Annotated in this window: 14 protein-coding genes; 12 read left to right on the plus strand and 2 right to left on the minus strand. The window is 57.7% G+C overall.

The window, feature by feature from the left end; genetic code table 11:
• The first annotated feature begins 4 nt into the window (after positions 1-4).
• The 5 genes from ACR0JI_RS00690 to ACR0JI_RS00710 all read left to right on the plus strand — a co-directional run bounded on the left by ACR0JI_RS00690 (position 5) and on the right by ACR0JI_RS00710 (position 5,364).
• Positions 5-676, plus strand: coding sequence for a hypothetical protein (locus tag ACR0JI_RS00690; RefSeq protein ID WP_480473425.1), 672 nt, complete (start codon positions 5-7; stop codon positions 674-676).
• Positions 677-720: 44 nt separating this feature from the next.
• On the plus strand, positions 721-2,043 hold the full coding sequence (locus ACR0JI_RS00695; protein ID WP_480473424.1) for a PQQ-like beta-propeller repeat protein: 1,323 nt from the start codon (positions 721-723) through the stop codon (positions 2,041-2,043).
• A 49-nt stretch (positions 2,044-2,092) separates the two neighbouring features.
• The gene (gene der, locus ACR0JI_RS00700) at positions 2,093-3,556 is read left to right on the plus strand and encodes a ribosome biogenesis GTPase Der (protein WP_480473423.1); all 1,464 of its coding nucleotides are present in this window, start codon (positions 2,093-2,095) and stop codon (positions 3,554-3,556) included.
• A gap of 165 nt (positions 3,557-3,721) precedes the next feature.
• A complete protein-coding gene (locus ACR0JI_RS00705) occupies positions 3,722-4,705 on the plus strand; it encodes a fatty acid desaturase (RefSeq protein ID WP_480492943.1) in 984 nt (327 codons plus the stop codon).
• A gap of 92 nt (positions 4,706-4,797) precedes the next feature.
• A complete protein-coding gene (locus ACR0JI_RS00710; RefSeq protein ID WP_480492944.1) occupies positions 4,798-5,364 on the plus strand; it encodes a helix-hairpin-helix domain-containing protein in 567 nt (188 codons plus the stop codon).
• Between the two features lie 57 nt (positions 5,365-5,421).
• Here ACR0JI_RS00710 and serS read toward each other — a convergent pair whose 3' ends face one another.
• Positions 5,422-6,714, minus strand: coding sequence for a serine--tRNA ligase (gene serS / locus ACR0JI_RS00715; protein ID WP_480492945.1), 1,293 nt, complete (start codon positions 6,712-6,714; stop codon positions 5,422-5,424).
• 72 nt (positions 6,715-6,786) lie between these two features.
• Positions 6,787-8,451, minus strand: coding sequence for a mechanosensitive ion channel family protein (locus tag ACR0JI_RS00720; RefSeq protein WP_480492946.1), 1,665 nt, complete (start codon positions 8,449-8,451; stop codon positions 6,787-6,789).
• A gap of 200 nt (positions 8,452-8,651) precedes the next feature.
• On the opposite strand from ACR0JI_RS00720, the gene yajC reads away from it, so the two are divergent.
• The 7 genes from yajC (at position 8,652) to ccmB (ending at position 14,341) form a co-directional block, all read left to right on the plus strand.
• Positions 8,652-8,939, plus strand: coding sequence for a preprotein translocase subunit YajC (yajC, locus tag ACR0JI_RS00725; RefSeq protein ID WP_209503494.1), 288 nt, complete (start codon positions 8,652-8,654; stop codon positions 8,937-8,939).
• 33 nt (positions 8,940-8,972) lie between these two features.
• A complete protein-coding gene (gene secD, locus ACR0JI_RS00730) occupies positions 8,973-10,634 on the plus strand; it encodes a protein translocase subunit SecD (RefSeq protein ID WP_480492947.1) in 1,662 nt (553 codons plus the stop codon).
• A gap of 2 nt (positions 10,635-10,636) precedes the next feature.
• The gene (gene secF, locus ACR0JI_RS00735; RefSeq protein WP_480492948.1) at positions 10,637-11,818 is read left to right on the plus strand and encodes a protein translocase subunit SecF; all 1,182 of its coding nucleotides are present in this window, start codon (positions 10,637-10,639) and stop codon (positions 11,816-11,818) included.
• A complete protein-coding gene (locus tag ACR0JI_RS00740; protein WP_480492949.1) occupies positions 11,811-12,563 on the plus strand; it encodes a sulfite exporter TauE/SafE family protein in 753 nt (250 codons plus the stop codon). Before secF ends, ACR0JI_RS00740 begins: the two co-directional genes overlap by 8 nt.
• A 12-nt stretch (positions 12,564-12,575) precedes the next feature.
• Positions 12,576-12,929 carry an Mth938-like domain-containing protein gene (locus ACR0JI_RS00745; RefSeq protein WP_480480338.1) on the plus strand — a complete coding sequence of 118 codons (354 nt, stop codon included), beginning with the start codon at positions 12,576-12,578 and terminating at the stop codon, positions 12,927-12,929.
• Positions 12,930-13,073: 144 nt separating this feature from the next.
• Complete coding sequence (gene ccmA, locus ACR0JI_RS00750) at positions 13,074-13,688, plus strand: heme ABC exporter ATP-binding protein CcmA (protein WP_480492950.1); 615 nt, start codon at positions 13,074-13,076, stop codon at positions 13,686-13,688.
• Positions 13,685-14,341: a heme exporter protein CcmB gene (ccmB, locus tag ACR0JI_RS00755; RefSeq protein ID WP_267366838.1), complete on the plus strand. Its 657-nt coding sequence runs from the start codon at positions 13,685-13,687 to the stop codon at positions 14,339-14,341. Before ccmA ends, ccmB begins: the two co-directional genes overlap by 4 nt.
• Positions 14,342-14,346 lie beyond the last annotated feature (5 nt).

A 14,346-nucleotide genomic window follows, 5' to 3' on the forward strand; every position in this document is an offset into this window, starting at 1 on the left:
TTGGATGAGCGATATAGACAGTTTCATTGATGAGGTAACCGAAGAGGTGCGCCGTGACCGGATCTATCTGTTGCTGCGTCGCTGGGGCTGGGTGGGTGTCGTCGCCGTCGTGTTGATCGTCGGCGGTGCCGCTTTCAATGAATACCGCAAGGCGCGGGACACGGCGCAAGCTCAGCTATTGGGTGACACGATTCTTGCTGCATTGTCCGAAAATGACCCGGCGGCAAGGGCTGCTGGTCTTGCACAGGCAGAGGCGATGTCACCGGGCGGGAAAGCCGTGCTGGACATGTTGTTGTCTGCGTCACAGGTCGAATCCGGATCCCGAGAAGACGCGGTCACCAGCCTGAACGCGGTTGCCGTTCAGGGCGACCTGCCCGAGATTTACCGCGCGATTGCAAGCTTCAAGTCGCTGCTGTTGCAAGGCGATACGTTGCCTGCCGCCGACCGGCGGCAACAGTTCGAGGCGTTGGCGGCCCCCGGAGCGCCGCTGCGGCTGCTGGCGGAAGAGCAGTTGGCCCTGATTGACGTGGCCGAGGGGAATGTCGATGCTGCGCTGGATCGATTGCAGGCGCTGCGGCAGGATGCAGAGGTTGGGATCGATCTGCAACAGCGCGCGGCGCAAATGATCATTGCTTTGGGTGGGGAACCTGAACCATTGGTGGCGCAGCAAGGCTGACCAGGCGGGACAAAAGACTTAACGACAGGCGAGTTCGGAATATCATGGTAACAAGATTTTTTTCCCGTACGGGATTGCCTTTTGCGGCTCTGGCCTTGACAGCACTGGCGGCCTGTGAGCCGCCCGAAGCCATTCTGCCCGGTGAACGCGAGGATATTCGCCCTGTTTCAGATCTGGAAACGGTCGAAAAGCGCGGCTCGCAACCGATCAGCCTGCCGGCGCAACAGGTCAACGCCAACTGGTCACAAAGTCCGGGAACGTCCGCATACCGAACCACCCATGCCGCTTTGCGCGCAACACCACAACGGATCTGGTCTGTTTCGATCGGGCAGGGCGACTCGCGCAAGCAACGCATAACTGCCGAGCCGGTGGTTGCGGGCGGATTGATCTTTACACTGGATTCAGGAGCGACGGTTTCAGCCGTCACCCAGCAGGGGCAGTTGGCATGGGAAACCGATCTGATCCCGCCAAGTGATGGCGACTCGGATGCAACAGGGGGTGGTTTGGCTTATGCCGACGGCGTCCTTTATGTGTCGTCAGGGTTCGGTCGGTTGACCGCGCTGGACGCCAAATCGGGTGCCGTGCGCTGGCAAAAACGCCTGGAAGCGACCGGCAGCGGCGCTCCGCTGGTGAACGACGGGCTGTTATACGTTGTGGCCGGAGATGAAACCGGCTGGGCTGTAAACACCAAGGACGGACGCATAGCCTGGCAATTCGAAGGCACACCCAGCGTCGGGAACGTTCTGGGTGCGCCTGCGCCTGCAATCGCATCTGATCTGGCGGTATTTGCCTTTGGCTCGGGTGACGTGGCGGCCACTTTCCGCCGCGGTGGTATCCGCCGCTGGAACGCGTCTGTTGCAGGGGGGCGTCGCGGGCGCGCCGCGGCGCAAATCGTCGATGTGACTGGCGGTCCGATGGTTGTCGGCAACAGTATCTACATCGGCAATCACTCGGGCCGGACCGTCGCATTTGATGCCGCTTCCGGTGAGCGCCGGTGGACTGCAGACGAAGGTGCGGTCGATACGGTCTGGCCTGCGGGCAACAGCATCTTCCTGATCAGTGATCGCAGCCAGCTGGTGCGTCTGAACGCGGCGGACGGGTCTGTCATCTGGGCGCAGGATCTGCCGGGCTTCGTCAAGGACAAGCGTGGCCGCCGGGGACCGATCTTTGCGCATTACGGCCCAATTCTGGCCGGGGGTCGTATTGTGGTTGCGTCCAACGACGGGTTTCTGCGGTTCTTCAATCCAGTTGACGGAACACTGGTTCATCAGGCTGAGGTTCCCGGAGGCGCGACAGCATCCCCTGTTGTGGCCGGGCAGACGCTGTATGTTGTTTCGACCAAAGGTGATCTACACGCTTTCCGTTGACGGCAAGATGCGTTAAAGGGCGCAACTTGAGTCTTGAAAGTAGAGTATCATGTCGCTGACCCTCGCCATCGTGGGGCGCCCGAACGTGGGCAAATCCACATTGTTCAACCGCCTCGTAGGCAAACGTCTGGCGCTGGTCGACGACCAGCCCGGTGTGACGCGTGACTTGCGCGAGGGCGAAGGGCGTCTGGGCGATCTGCGCTTTACTGTGATCGATACGGCCGGACTTGAAGACGCGACAGATGACAGTTTGCAGGGCCGGATGCGCCGTCTGACCGAACGCGCCGTGGACATGGCCGATGTCTGCCTGTTCATGATCGACGCGCGGGTCGGGCTGACGCCCACGGATGAGATGTTTGCCGAAATCCTGCGCAAGCGGTCCAAGCACGTGATCCTTGCGGCCAACAAGGCCGAAGGCAGCGCAGCGGATGCCGGGGTGCTCGAGGCATATAACCTGGGTCTGGGTGAACCTGTGCGTCTTTCTGGTGAACATGGCGAAGGGATGACAGATCTTTATGCTCGGCTTATGCCTTTGGCCGATGCAGCCGAGGAAAAGCAGGTCGAAGAAGCCCCGGAAACTGAGATCGAGCTGGATGAAGACGGTGAGGGCGAAATGCCCCTGATCACCTCTGCCAAGCCGTTGCAGGTGGCCGTGGTTGGCCGTCCGAATGCGGGCAAATCCACGCTGATCAACAAGATCATCGGCGAAGACCGCCTGTTGACCGGGCCTGAGGCCGGGATCACCCGTGACGCTATCAGCCTGCGGATTGATTGGGCCGACCCGGACGGAGAAAGCACTCCGATGCGGATCTTTGACACAGCAGGAATGCGCAAGAAAGCAAAGGTACAGGAAAAGCTGGAAAAGCTCTCGGTGTCAGACGGCTTGCGCGCGGTGAAGTTTGCCGAGGTTGTCGTCGTACTTCTGGACGCGGCCATTCCATTTGAACAACAGGATCTGAGAATTGCCGATTTGGCCGAACGCGAAGGCCGGGCTGTTGTTGTTGCCGTAAACAAGTGGGACGTCGAGGAAAACAAGCAGGAAAAGCTGCGGGAACTGAAAGATGCCTTTGATCGCTTGCTGCCGCAGCTGCGCGGGGCCCCTCTGGTTACCGTCTCGGCGAAAACGGGCCGCGGGCTTGAGAGATTACGCGCCGCCATCCTGCGCGCCCATGACGTCTGGAACCGCCGTGTGCCAACCGCGGCGTTGAACCGGTGGCTGACTGCCATGCTGGAACAGCACCCGCCGCCGGCCCCGCAGGGCCGCCGCATCAAGCTGCGCTATATGACCCAGGCGAAAACGCGGCCGCCGGGTTTTGTTGTGATGTGTTCTCATCCCGATAAGATGCCCGAAAGCTATACCCGCTATCTGGTCAACGGGTTGCGTCAGGACTTTGACATGCCTGGCACCCCAATCCGCCTGACGCTGCGCGGGCAGGGCGACAAGAACCCATATAAGGGTCGGCGCAAGAAAAATGCGGGCGCGCTGGCCAAGCATCTCAAGGGCCGCGCGTAACTGCGCCAATTTTCAGCATCTTACCTCACGGGGGCGTGACAGTTTCTGTTCTCCGCGCTAGCATTCATGCGTGTGCATTTGTTTGGGCACGCACTGCTTGCATGCGGACTAGCCGCACCTAGATTTGAACAGAAAACTGAACGGCCATCGTAAGGAGACGGCTGGATGGATTTGAGGGAATATACAAGACATTACGCGGTGCAGGACAACAGATTGGCCGCGGCAAGTTATTTTGGCACATTTGCGGTGTATTTCGCGTCGCTGACCCTTGCGATCACCTTTGTTGATCGCTGGTACATCATGATACCCGCCGGGATAGTGTTCGCCTTTGCCGCAGTACGGCTTTATGTGCTGCAACATGATTGTGGGCATCACTCTCTGTTTGAAACACGGATTCAAAACGAATGGGCAGGGCATGGTCTGTCACCTTTCACTTTCGCCCCGTTCGAGGTGATGAAGCAGAACCACAATCTGCACCATGCGGGCATCGGAAATCTTGAACATCGCGAGACAGGTGAAATTCATACGATGACTCTGCGAGAGTGGAATGCGGCTGATTGGAAAACGCGTTTTTTTTACAGGCTGTATCGCAATCCGTTCATCCTGGTTCCGGTCGGCGCGTTGTTCACCTACTTCATCCGATACCGCTGGCCCAAGAATACGGCGCGTTTTGGCGCTAAAGGTGTGGTGTTGCACAACCTGTCGATCATCGTGTTTCTAGGATTGTTGTATCTGATTGCGGGCATGACCGGCATTTGGGTCTGGTTGGTGTTTTCCTTTTTGGGTGGAATGCTGGGCGTCTTCCTTGTTTATCTTCAGCACAACTTCGAAGATACCTATTGGGATCGCCGCCCCGATCTGAACCCTCAGACAGCAGCGCTTGAGGGATCATCCGCACTGGATTTCGGATGGTGGTTCGATATGGCTGTGGCCTGCATCACGTTGCACGACATCCACCATTTCAACGCGCGTATCCCATCATATCGCCTGCGTGCCTGCCATTATAACTTGCCGCCGGAATACACCCCCCGCCGGATTAAGTTTCCCGAGGCCGTGGCCGCATTGAACCTGAAGCTATGGGACGAAGATGCCAAGCGCCTTGTACCCTTTCCGAGAGACAACCGTGCCGCTAGTCTTGCCCATAACTAAGCTGGCAGAACAGGGGTTATCACTACGCTGCTTGCTGCTTCGTATATCCGGTGTATATACGAAGTTATAGAACGACACAGAAAGGACCCATAATGACCGCAGTGACCGAAATAAAAGGTGTAGGGGACGCGCTTGGCCAGGCCCTTGTTGCCAATGGCTTCAAGACCGCCGAGATGATAGCCAAGGCCGCTCCTGCTGATTTGGTCAAGGTCCCTCGGATCGGTGAGGCACGCGCGTTGGTTTTGATTGCATCTGCCAAAGAAGCCGTTGCCGCAAATCCGGTTGCTGCGAAGCCAACAACACGCCGAACTGCGGCCCGGACTCCGGCGGTACGCAGGCCTTCCGTACGCAAAGCCGCGTCCCGCAAAACAATCGCCGCAGCCGCAGCCGAGAAACGGGTCGAGGAAGCCGCACGCAAGGCGGCAGAAGAAAAAGCAGCGGCCGAAAAAGCCGAAGCTGCGGAAAAGAAAAAGGCCAAAGCCAAGGCCAAGGCTGAAAAAGCCGCGAAGAAGCGTAAAGAGATGGAAGCCGCCTTTTCAAAGGCGAAGGACAAAGTGAAAGCCAAATCCAGCAAGGACAAAAAGTCCAAGAAGGACGGGAAAAAGAAGGACGGCAAGAAAGGCGGAAAGAAGAAGGACAAGAAAAAAGCGAAGAAGTAAACTTCTTCGCCTTCTGCTGATGTCCTTACCGGTGCCCGACGGCGCCTGTTTTGTTTGTCAGGCCAAAGAACCGTCCGATTGCAGGGTCAGCTTGCCGCCCAGATAGGGGCCAAGTACCTCGGGCAGCGAAACAGTTCCGTCTTCATTCTGCCCATTCTCCAGAACAGCGATCAGGCAACGCCCAACTGCCAGACCGGAACCGTTCAGAGTATGAACAAATTCAGGTTTGCCACCACTTTCAGGACGAAAACGGGCGTTCATCCGGCGTGCCTGAAACGCGCCTGTGGTCGAGACCGAGCTGATCTCGCGATAGGTGTCCTGTCCGGGCAGCCACGCTTCGATGTCATAGGTGCGGCGCGCGCCAAAGCCCATATCACCGGTGCACAGAACTACGGTTCGATAGGGAATACCCAACTGTTCCAGCAAATCCTCGGCGCAGCGCAACATGCGCTTTTGCTCATCATCTGACGCGTCGGGATGGGTGATCGAGACCATCTCGACCTTTTCGAACTGGTGCTGGCGCAGCATCCCTGCGGTGTCCTTGCCTGCACTTCCGGCCTCGGACCTGAAACAGACGGTATGGGCGGTCATACGGATGGGCAGAGCAGACTCTTCGAGAATGTCACCAGCCACTGAATAAGTCAGCGTGACCTCGGAGGTTGGGATCAGCCACCAGCCATTGGTCGTCTGATAGCTGTCGTCGCCGAATTTAGGCAATTTATCGGTGCCATACATCGCCTCATCCCGGACCAGAACCGGTGTCTGCATTTCTGTCAGACCGTTCTTGTCGATATGTGTGTCCAACATGAACTGGGCCAGCGCGCGGTGGATGCGGGCAACCCCCTTGGACAGGTTCACAAATCGGCTGCCGCTGGTTTTGGCGGCGGTTTCGAAATCCATTGCGGCTGCGACGGCGGGAATGTCGTAATGCTCTTTCGGTGCAAAGCTGAAATCGCGCGGGGTGCCCCAGCGGTTGACTTCGACATTGTCGTTTTCGTCCGCGCCTTGCGGCACGTCATCGGCGGGCAGGTTGGCGATGCGGGCCAGTTGATCGGTCAGCAAGGCATCCAGATCCTTGGCCTCGGTCTGCATCCGGGCGACTTCGGCCTTTTTCTCGGCGACAAGCGCGCGCAGGCGTTCGAATTCAGCCTCGTCGCCGCGTCCCTTAGCAGCGCCGACTTCCTTGCTGGCCTTGTTTTGTTCGGCCTGTGCGGTTTCGGCGGCCAGAATCTTGGCACGCCGGCTTTCGTCCAGCCTCAGCAGATCTGACGACACCGGCGCGTCCCCACGGCGCGCTAGGGCGGCGTCAAAGGCGGCAGGGTTTTCGCGAATGGCGCGGATGTCGTGCATGTCTCAGATCCTTGAATGCGTGAATCACTGAACCCGCTTATGCACCATCTGCGGGGCAGGGTGTAGCACCGGTTACGACTTATCAGCGTCTTCGTGGGTTTCATGCGTCAGGTGGCCATCCCATGCCCCGGCCGGTATTTTTGGCTCGGGCGGGTCAGCCACATAAGAAGGCGTCATGATCTGCACATTGTTCTCGTTAAATACAGCGACAATGTTTCGATGCAGGTCCGAGCGGATTTTGGGGATGATGCTGCCACGGGTGGTGTAGCCGTTGATCTGATAATTGATCGCGTAATCGGCCAACGCGGTCCACAACACAAAAGGTTCGGGATTGACCTTGATACCTTTGGTGCGGTTGGCGGCCTCGATCAGCATCGCCTCTACCTTCTCAGGGGGTTCTTCGTAGCCGATGCCGACGGTCGTGTGCAATAATAGTCCGTCACCATTGGTTTTCTTTGAAAAGTTAACGACATCTGAGTTCATCAATTGTGCATTGGGGATCGAGATCAGCTCGTTCTTGATCGACTTCAGGTGGGTCTCCATCAGTTTAATCTGAACCACATCGCCGATGTGGTCCCCGATCTGGATACGGTCACCGATCGAGGTAGACCTGCGGTAAATCACAAACAGCCCGGCCAGCATGTTGGACACGACTGAATTCGCGCCTAAAGACAGCATGGCGCCAACCAGAATGGTCAACCCCTGGAACGCGGCAGAATCTGAGCCCGGAATATAGGGAACCGCAAACACCAGCGCGATCAAAATAACGACGACACGGGCGATGTTGAACGTCGGGTTGACCCAGTGTTTTTCGAAATCACCCATTTCGAACGAACCAGCTTCGACCGCATCAAAGAACACGCGCAGCCCTTTGATGATGTACAACGTGACCCATGTGATCAGGCCCAGCATGATCAGATTGGGGATATAGCTGAGGATGCCCCGGAAGATAAGCAGCACGGGCTCTGTCAGATAGGTCAGCAGAAGCTGTGCGAAATATCTGGTTTCCGCAAAAGCCAAAAGAACAAAGGACAGGTAATAGTAGAAACCGAGAAAGAAGATGATCAGCAGCACGAAGTTCAGACCATAGCGGATAAGGGCCGCGATTGCTTCGGCCTGAACACTTTTGGCTGTCGCTGTTTCAACATCCTTTAAGTAGCGTTTTACCAGCTTCAATGTGCGACGCCTGATCCGACGGTGCAGCCACAGGATAGTGACAACAAACAGGGCAAATCCCAACGTCCAGGCAGCCGCTTCAATAGCACCGGAAACGCGCGCCTGATCGGTTCGGTTGGCTCGATACGCCTCAATGGATTGTTTGATCGCATTGCCATGCAAAACGCTCAGAACACTTAGTTCCATCTGATCCAGTTCAGCGTCAGCTTTAGTAACGATCGAGATTTTTTGGCCATCGGCCAGAATCCAGATGCCAAACTCGGTCTCTTCATATGTGATCTCGACCAAAGGTGCTTCCGACGCTTCCGCAACCACAATGATCTTGTCCTGTACGCCCTCGGCGCGCTCCGGAGCAGGCAGGGCGCTTGATCCGCGCACCTGAAACAGAATGTCCCCGTCTACTATGACCGGGGCCATGAACGTGTCCGATCCCGCAGTCTCGGACAGGGGGGATTCCGCGGGTGCTTCCTGCGACAAGGCCGCACTGGACAGCCACACGCTCACCGACAGGGCAGTCAGTAAATAAAGCAACGAAAGGAAAGGTTTGAGTGGCCGCGTCATGTGTCCCCCTTCGGATAAACTATACCCGGTATTGGTTATGTTCCTAGGGCATATCTGCAACGTTTTGCCCGTGGTTGCCGGGACATGCTGTTTTCAGGTGAGTTACATGACCGCCTTTGCTTGCAAACCGACATTTCAAAGCATAGGTTCCGCCCAAATTTGCGGAACTGTGCCGCAAGACTAGAACAAAGGAATGTCCCATGGATGGTGGCGCAATCGCCCAGTTTCTCCCGCTGATCCTAATCTTTGCGATCATGTATTTCCTGCTGATCCGTCCGCAGCAAAAGAAGATGAAGGAACATCAGGCCATGGTTGATGCCGTGCGTCGCGGTGATCAGGTGATCACTCAGGGGGGCGTGATCGGCAAGGTATCGAAGGTCAAGGAAGGCGATAACGAGATCGAGGTCGAAATCGCCGAGGGCGTCAAGATTCGCGTGGTCAAATCGACCATCGCTCAGGTTCTGAACAAGACTGAGCCGGCGAAGTAACTTCGCGCGACAATTCCTTGAAAAGGCAGGGTAATGCTGCAATTTGATACCTGGAAGCGGGTTCTGATCTGGCTGGTCTGCGTGACCGGCCTGCTCATGGCCCTGCCAAACGCATTTTACACGCGGGTCGAACAATCCAACGACGCCAAGGCCGCGATCGAGTTGGGCAACGACACACCCCAGATGCAGGCTGAAGCCGCGCAATGGCCGAGTTGGTTGCCGTCATCCCTGGTCAATCTTGGCCTCGACCTGCGCGGCGGCGCGCATTTGCTGGCCGAAGTACAAGTACAAGACGTCTACGGCTCCCGGATGGAGGCGATGTGGCCGGAAATCCGCGACGCCCTGCGCGATGAACGTGCCACGGTGGGAACCATCCGCCGTCAGGACTCGGCTGCGGATGAGATTCGCGTGCGCATTAGCCAGCCCGAAGGAATGCCACAGGCATTGGAGGTTGTCCGCGGTTTGGCCCGGCAAGTGCAGACCCTGACAGGTGTAGGAGCCACAGATATCGAAGCCCGCGCGGATGGTGACACAATTGTTGTTCAACTGTCCGAAGCAGAAAAACTGGCCTCGGATGACCGCACGGTGCGTCAGGCGTTGGAAATCATCCGCCGCCGGATCGACGAAGTCGGTACACGTGAGCCCACAATTCAGCGTCAGGGGACGGATCGTATCTTAATTCAGGTGCCGGGTATCGGCAGTGCGGGTGAACTGAAGGAAATTATCGGAACAACAGCACAGTTGACCTTCAACCCGGTTGTCGGGCGCGGAACCGATCCGGATGCCGTTGCAGGCGTCGGCGAAAAAATCGTGCCGTCGATTGACGAAAACGGCGTTTATTACACCATCGAATCCGCTCCGGTCGTGACAGGAGAGGAACTGGTCGACGCGCAGCCATCCTTCGATCAGAACGGCCGCCCTGCGGTCAGCTTCCGATTCAACACATCCGGGGCACGCAAGTTCGGGGATTATACCCGTGACAATATCGGCGCACCCTTTGCAATCGTTCTGGATGACGAAGTGATCTCGGCCCCCGTGATCCAAAGCCATATCCCAGGCGGATCGGGTATCATCACCGGTAATTTCACCGTTGAGGAAAGCACCAATCTGGCCGTCCTGTTGCGTGCAGGTGCTTTGCCTGCAGGGCTGGAATTCCTGGAAGAACGCACCATCGGGCCCGAACTGGGGCAAGATAGTATCGACGCAGGCAAAGTTGCCACAATCGTGGCCTTTGTCGCCGTGCTGGTATTCATGGCGCTCAGCTATGGCCTGTTCGGTGTCTTCGCCAACATCGCGCTGATCATAAACGTGGGCCTGTTGTTCGGTTTGCTGTCCCTGATCGGCGCAACCCTGACTCTGCCGGGGATTGCAGGGATCGTTCTGACGGTCGGTATGGCGGTGGATGCCAACGTACTGATCTTTGAACGCATCCGCGAAGAACTGAAATCCGCCAGAGGTCCAGCCCGCGCCATCGATCTGGGCTATGAAAAGGCGTTGTCGGCCATTCTGGACGCCAACGTAACCACTTTCATCACCGCCGTTATCCTGTTTGCCATGGGCAGCGGCCCTGTGCGCGGGTTCGCGATCACTCTGGGCCTGGGTATCCTGACATCGGTCTTCACCGCGATCTTCGTGACGCGCCTGATGGTTGTCATGTGGTTCGAACGCCGCCGACCGAAAACGATCGAGGTTTGATCATGAGACTGAAACTCGTACCGCAGAACACCTCGTTCGACTTTTTCAGTCGCTGGAAGATTTGGTTGGGCATTTCTGCTCTGATGGTGGTCGTGGCCTTTGCTTCGTTCATGCTGCAAGGGCTGAACTTCGGCATCGACTTCAGGGGTGGGACCACGATCCGAACCGAAAGCACACAGCAGATCGACGTAGGCGCCTATCGCGACGCCATCGCGCCGCTGGAGCTGGGCGATGTAACGATCACCGAAATATTTGATCCAAGCTTTGGCCCGGATCAAAATGTCGCGATGATCCGCATTCAGGCCCAAGAAGGTGAGGAAGCAGTTACTGCCGATACGATATCTCAGGTCGAGCACGTGCTTGCCGGTGCGACTGGAAGCAAGATGATCGTGACTTTCGAGGGGCAGAACGGAGGAGCGGTCGATTCCGCTGCGCTGGCCTCAGCTGTTGAAGCTTTGGGTGGTGTCGCAGACGGCGATAGTGAACGACAATTTGTTTTCCCGGCCGGAAGTTCCTTCGAATTGCGTGATCAAATCTCCAATGCAGCAAAATCAGAAGCTGCAATTGGGACGATCACGTATTCTTACGACAATATGAGCTTTCCCTCTGTCGAATCCGTTGGCCCAAAAGTGTCGGGCGAGTTGATCCAGACGGCTGTGATCGCGGTTGTCTTGGCCATCGGTGCCGTCCTTGTCTACATCTGGCTGCGCTTTGAATGGCAGTTTGCACTGGGGGCAGTTGCCGCATTGGTGCACGATGTGATCCTGACCATCGGCATCTTCTCGGAACTGCAAATCCGCTTCGATCTGGCGATCATCGCGGCGCTGCTGACCATCGTCGGCTATTCGCTGAACGACACGGTTGTCGTCTTCGACCGGGTGCGCGAGAATCTGCGGAAATACAAAAAGAAGGACCTGAAAGAGGTTCTGAACGTATCGATCAACGAAACTCTGAGCCGGACGGTGATGACCTCGGTCACAACTTTGCTGGCGCTGATCTCGCTTTATCTTCTGGGCGGGGACGTCATCCGCGGATTCGTCTTCGCGATGATCTGGGGTGTCGTCGTCGGGACCTATTCGTCGGTCTTCGTGGCTTCGACCATCCTGCTTTGGCTGGGGGTCAAGCGCGACTGGTCCAAACCGTCGAACACGGCGGGCAACCAGTTTGCCAATATTGATGCCTGAGGCCCTGCAACAGGCCCTGGCCCTACCGGGCCTCACTTGGCTGATCCTGACTATCGGAGCCGCGGGACTTGTCCGCGGCTTCACAGGTTTTGGCACCGCGATGATCTTTGTGCCGGTGGCGACCCAGTTCCTGCCTATTGCAGATGTGGTCTTTCTGATGGCCGCCACCGGAATCGCATCAACATTTGCCTTGGCGCCTCAGGCGTGGCGGGATTGCGACAAGGTCGAAATCAGCACTCTGGGCTTTGCTGCAACCGTAACCGTTCCATTGGGGCTGTGGATCATGGTGCAGGTGGACTCGGTTGCGTTGCGCTGGGTTGTCTGTGGCATCACCGGTCTGACCCTGCTGGCCGTGGTTACCGGCTGGCGATGGGAGGGGAAACTGGGACTACCCGGACGTCTCGCCATCGGCGGTAGCGCAGGCGTTGTCGGCGGCATGACCGGGCTGACCGGCCCGGTTGTCATCGTGTTTTATCTGGCCAGTTCCACCGACGTGCGCAAGATTCGTGCCAACACCATCATTTTTTTGGCATTGCTGGACGTTGTCATCGTTTTCAACATCCTCATCAGCGGTGCCGCAGATTTGTCGATCCTATGGATTGTCCTGCTGCTGTGCGTGCCTTATCTGATCACTACGCTTATCGGCAAAGCAATGTTCGACCCGAAACTGGAACGGATCTACCGCCTCGCGGCCTATTCGGTCATCCTGATTGCGGTCATTTCCGGACTGCCGCTTCTGGATTGAAGAAGGGACATCATGCGTCTGAATCAGATTACTTTTACAGATGCCAAACCCATAGATGGGTACGGCCCCGGTTTTTTTCGAATTGGTGGCGATGTCTTCCACGGCGCTGTCCTGACAGGCCCGGCAGGTCCGGCAGAGTGGGGCGGCTATGACGACCGACACCCCCTTCTGGACCTGGCGGGCAGAATCGACGTCCTGCTTATCGGCACGGGCGCAGACATGGCCCACATCCCCCAATCGCTACGGGTTGAGCTGGAAAATGTCGGACTTGGTGTTGAAATCATGAACTCCCCCGCCGCCTGCCGCACCTACAATGTGCTGCTCGCTGAAGGCCGCCGCATCGCACTTGCCCTGATCCCAGTCTGACGGGATCCTCTTCATCTGGCCGAAAATATCCCAGGGAGTGTGAGGGGCTGGCCCCTCACTCCGACATGGGGCAGCGGTTGTGCACCGGCATCCTGCGGCAAATCTCGCCTTTTGCCCCTGCGGACAATCCGCTAAGCGGGTCTCATGACTTTGACTGTAACAGATCTGACGATCACGCGTGGCGGTGTTCCCGTCCTTGAGGGCCTCAGCTTTCAGCTGTCGCCGGGCAAGGCTCTGATCCTGCGGGGGCCGAACGGTATCGGAAAAACGACGCTTCTGCGCACGTTGGCTGGCTTGCAGCCTCCGCTGGAAGGCAAGATCGAAGGGGCCGAGGACCGGATCGCCTACGCGTCCCATTCGGACGGGCTCAAACCGACATTGTCGGTGACTGAAAACCTGACATTCTGGGCAGCGGTCTTTGGTACATATGACATCCAGCCGGCGCTGGACGCTTTTGAGTTGAACGAACTCGCCGACCGTCACGCCGGCAATCTGTCGGCGGGCCAGAAACGGCGATTGGGGCTGGCGCGGATGCTGGTCACAGGGCGGCCGATCTGGATGCTGGACGAGCCGACCGTCTCGCTGGACAGGAACGCGGTGCAAATGTTTGCCGATGCGGTGGGAGCACATCTGGGTCAGGGCGGGTCAGCCCTGATCGCGACCCATATAGATCTTGGCCTGGATGGCGAGGTTCTGGACGTCGGTCCGAACAAGGCCAAACCCAAACCCATCGACGATTTCGACGGAGGTTTCCTGTGATCGCCCTGTTGCTGCGCGACCTGAAACTGGCTTTCCGCGCGGGCGGCGGGTTCGGGCTGGGTTTGGCCTTTTTTCTGATCGTGACCGTGATGGTGCCATTTGCGGTGGGGCCGCAATCCTCGCTGCTGTCCACGATTGCGCCCGGTGTGCTCTGGCTGGGGGCCTTGCTGGCCTGCCTTCTGTCGCTTGACCGCCTGCTGGCACTGGACTGGGAAGACGGCTCGCTCGACCTGCTGGCCACGGCACCGCTGCCGCTGGAATCGGTTGTCACAGTCAAGGCGCTGGCCCACTGGCTGACCACTGGTCTGCCGCTGGTACTGGCCGCGCCGTTTCTGGGTGTTCTTTTGAACCTGCCGATGCCGGGGTTTTTCTGGCTGGTGATCTCGCTCCTGATCGGTACCCCGGCCATGAGCGTCATCGGGACATTTGGTGCTGCCCTGACAGTTGGTCTGAAACGTGGCGGGCTATTGCTGTCGCTTCTGGTGTTGCCGCTTTACGTCCCCACCCTGATTTTCGGGGCCGAAGTTGCCCGGCGTGGAGCAACAGGGATGGAAGTGCAGACGCCACTGCTGATGCTGGCCGGGATCACGGCGGCAACCATCGCATTGTTGCCCTTTGCCAGTGCTGCCGTGCTACGTATCAATCTGCGGTGAACCGC

It is taken from the genome of Ruegeria sp. N10, assembly GCF_056531545.1.

Excerpts from the sequence above, each read along its gene's own strand:
- ACR0JI_RS00690 (WP_480473425.1), top strand. The coding sequence starts at position 5 with ATGAGCGATATAGACAGTTTCATTGATGAGGTAACCGAAGAGGTGCGC.
- ACR0JI_RS00695 (WP_480473424.1), top strand. The coding sequence starts at position 721 with ATGGTAACAAGATTTTTTTCCCGTACGGGATTGCCTTTTGCGGCTCTG.
- der (WP_480473423.1), top strand. The coding sequence starts at position 2,093 with ATGTCGCTGACCCTCGCCATCGTGGGGCGCCCGAACGTGGGCAAATCC.
- ACR0JI_RS00705 (WP_480492943.1), top strand. The coding sequence starts at position 3,722 with ATGGATTTGAGGGAATATACAAGACATTACGCGGTGCAGGACAACAGA.
- ACR0JI_RS00710 (WP_480492944.1), top strand. The coding sequence starts at position 4,798 with ATGACCGCAGTGACCGAAATAAAAGGTGTAGGGGACGCGCTTGGCCAG.
- serS (WP_480492945.1), bottom strand. The coding sequence starts at position 6,714 with ATGCACGACATCCGCGCCATTCGCGAAAACCCTGCCGCCTTTGACGCC.
- ACR0JI_RS00720 (WP_480492946.1), bottom strand. The coding sequence starts at position 8,451 with ATGACGCGGCCACTCAAACCTTTCCTTTCGTTGCTTTATTTACTGACT.
- yajC (WP_209503494.1), top strand. The coding sequence starts at position 8,652 with ATGGATGGTGGCGCAATCGCCCAGTTTCTCCCGCTGATCCTAATCTTT.
- secD (WP_480492947.1), top strand. The coding sequence starts at position 8,973 with ATGCTGCAATTTGATACCTGGAAGCGGGTTCTGATCTGGCTGGTCTGC.
- secF (WP_480492948.1), top strand. The coding sequence starts at position 10,637 with ATGAGACTGAAACTCGTACCGCAGAACACCTCGTTCGACTTTTTCAGT.
- ACR0JI_RS00740 (WP_480492949.1), top strand. The coding sequence starts at position 11,811 with ATGCCTGAGGCCCTGCAACAGGCCCTGGCCCTACCGGGCCTCACTTGG.
- ACR0JI_RS00745 (WP_480480338.1), top strand. The coding sequence starts at position 12,576 with ATGCGTCTGAATCAGATTACTTTTACAGATGCCAAACCCATAGATGGG.
- ccmA (WP_480492950.1), top strand. The coding sequence starts at position 13,074 with ATGACTTTGACTGTAACAGATCTGACGATCACGCGTGGCGGTGTTCCC.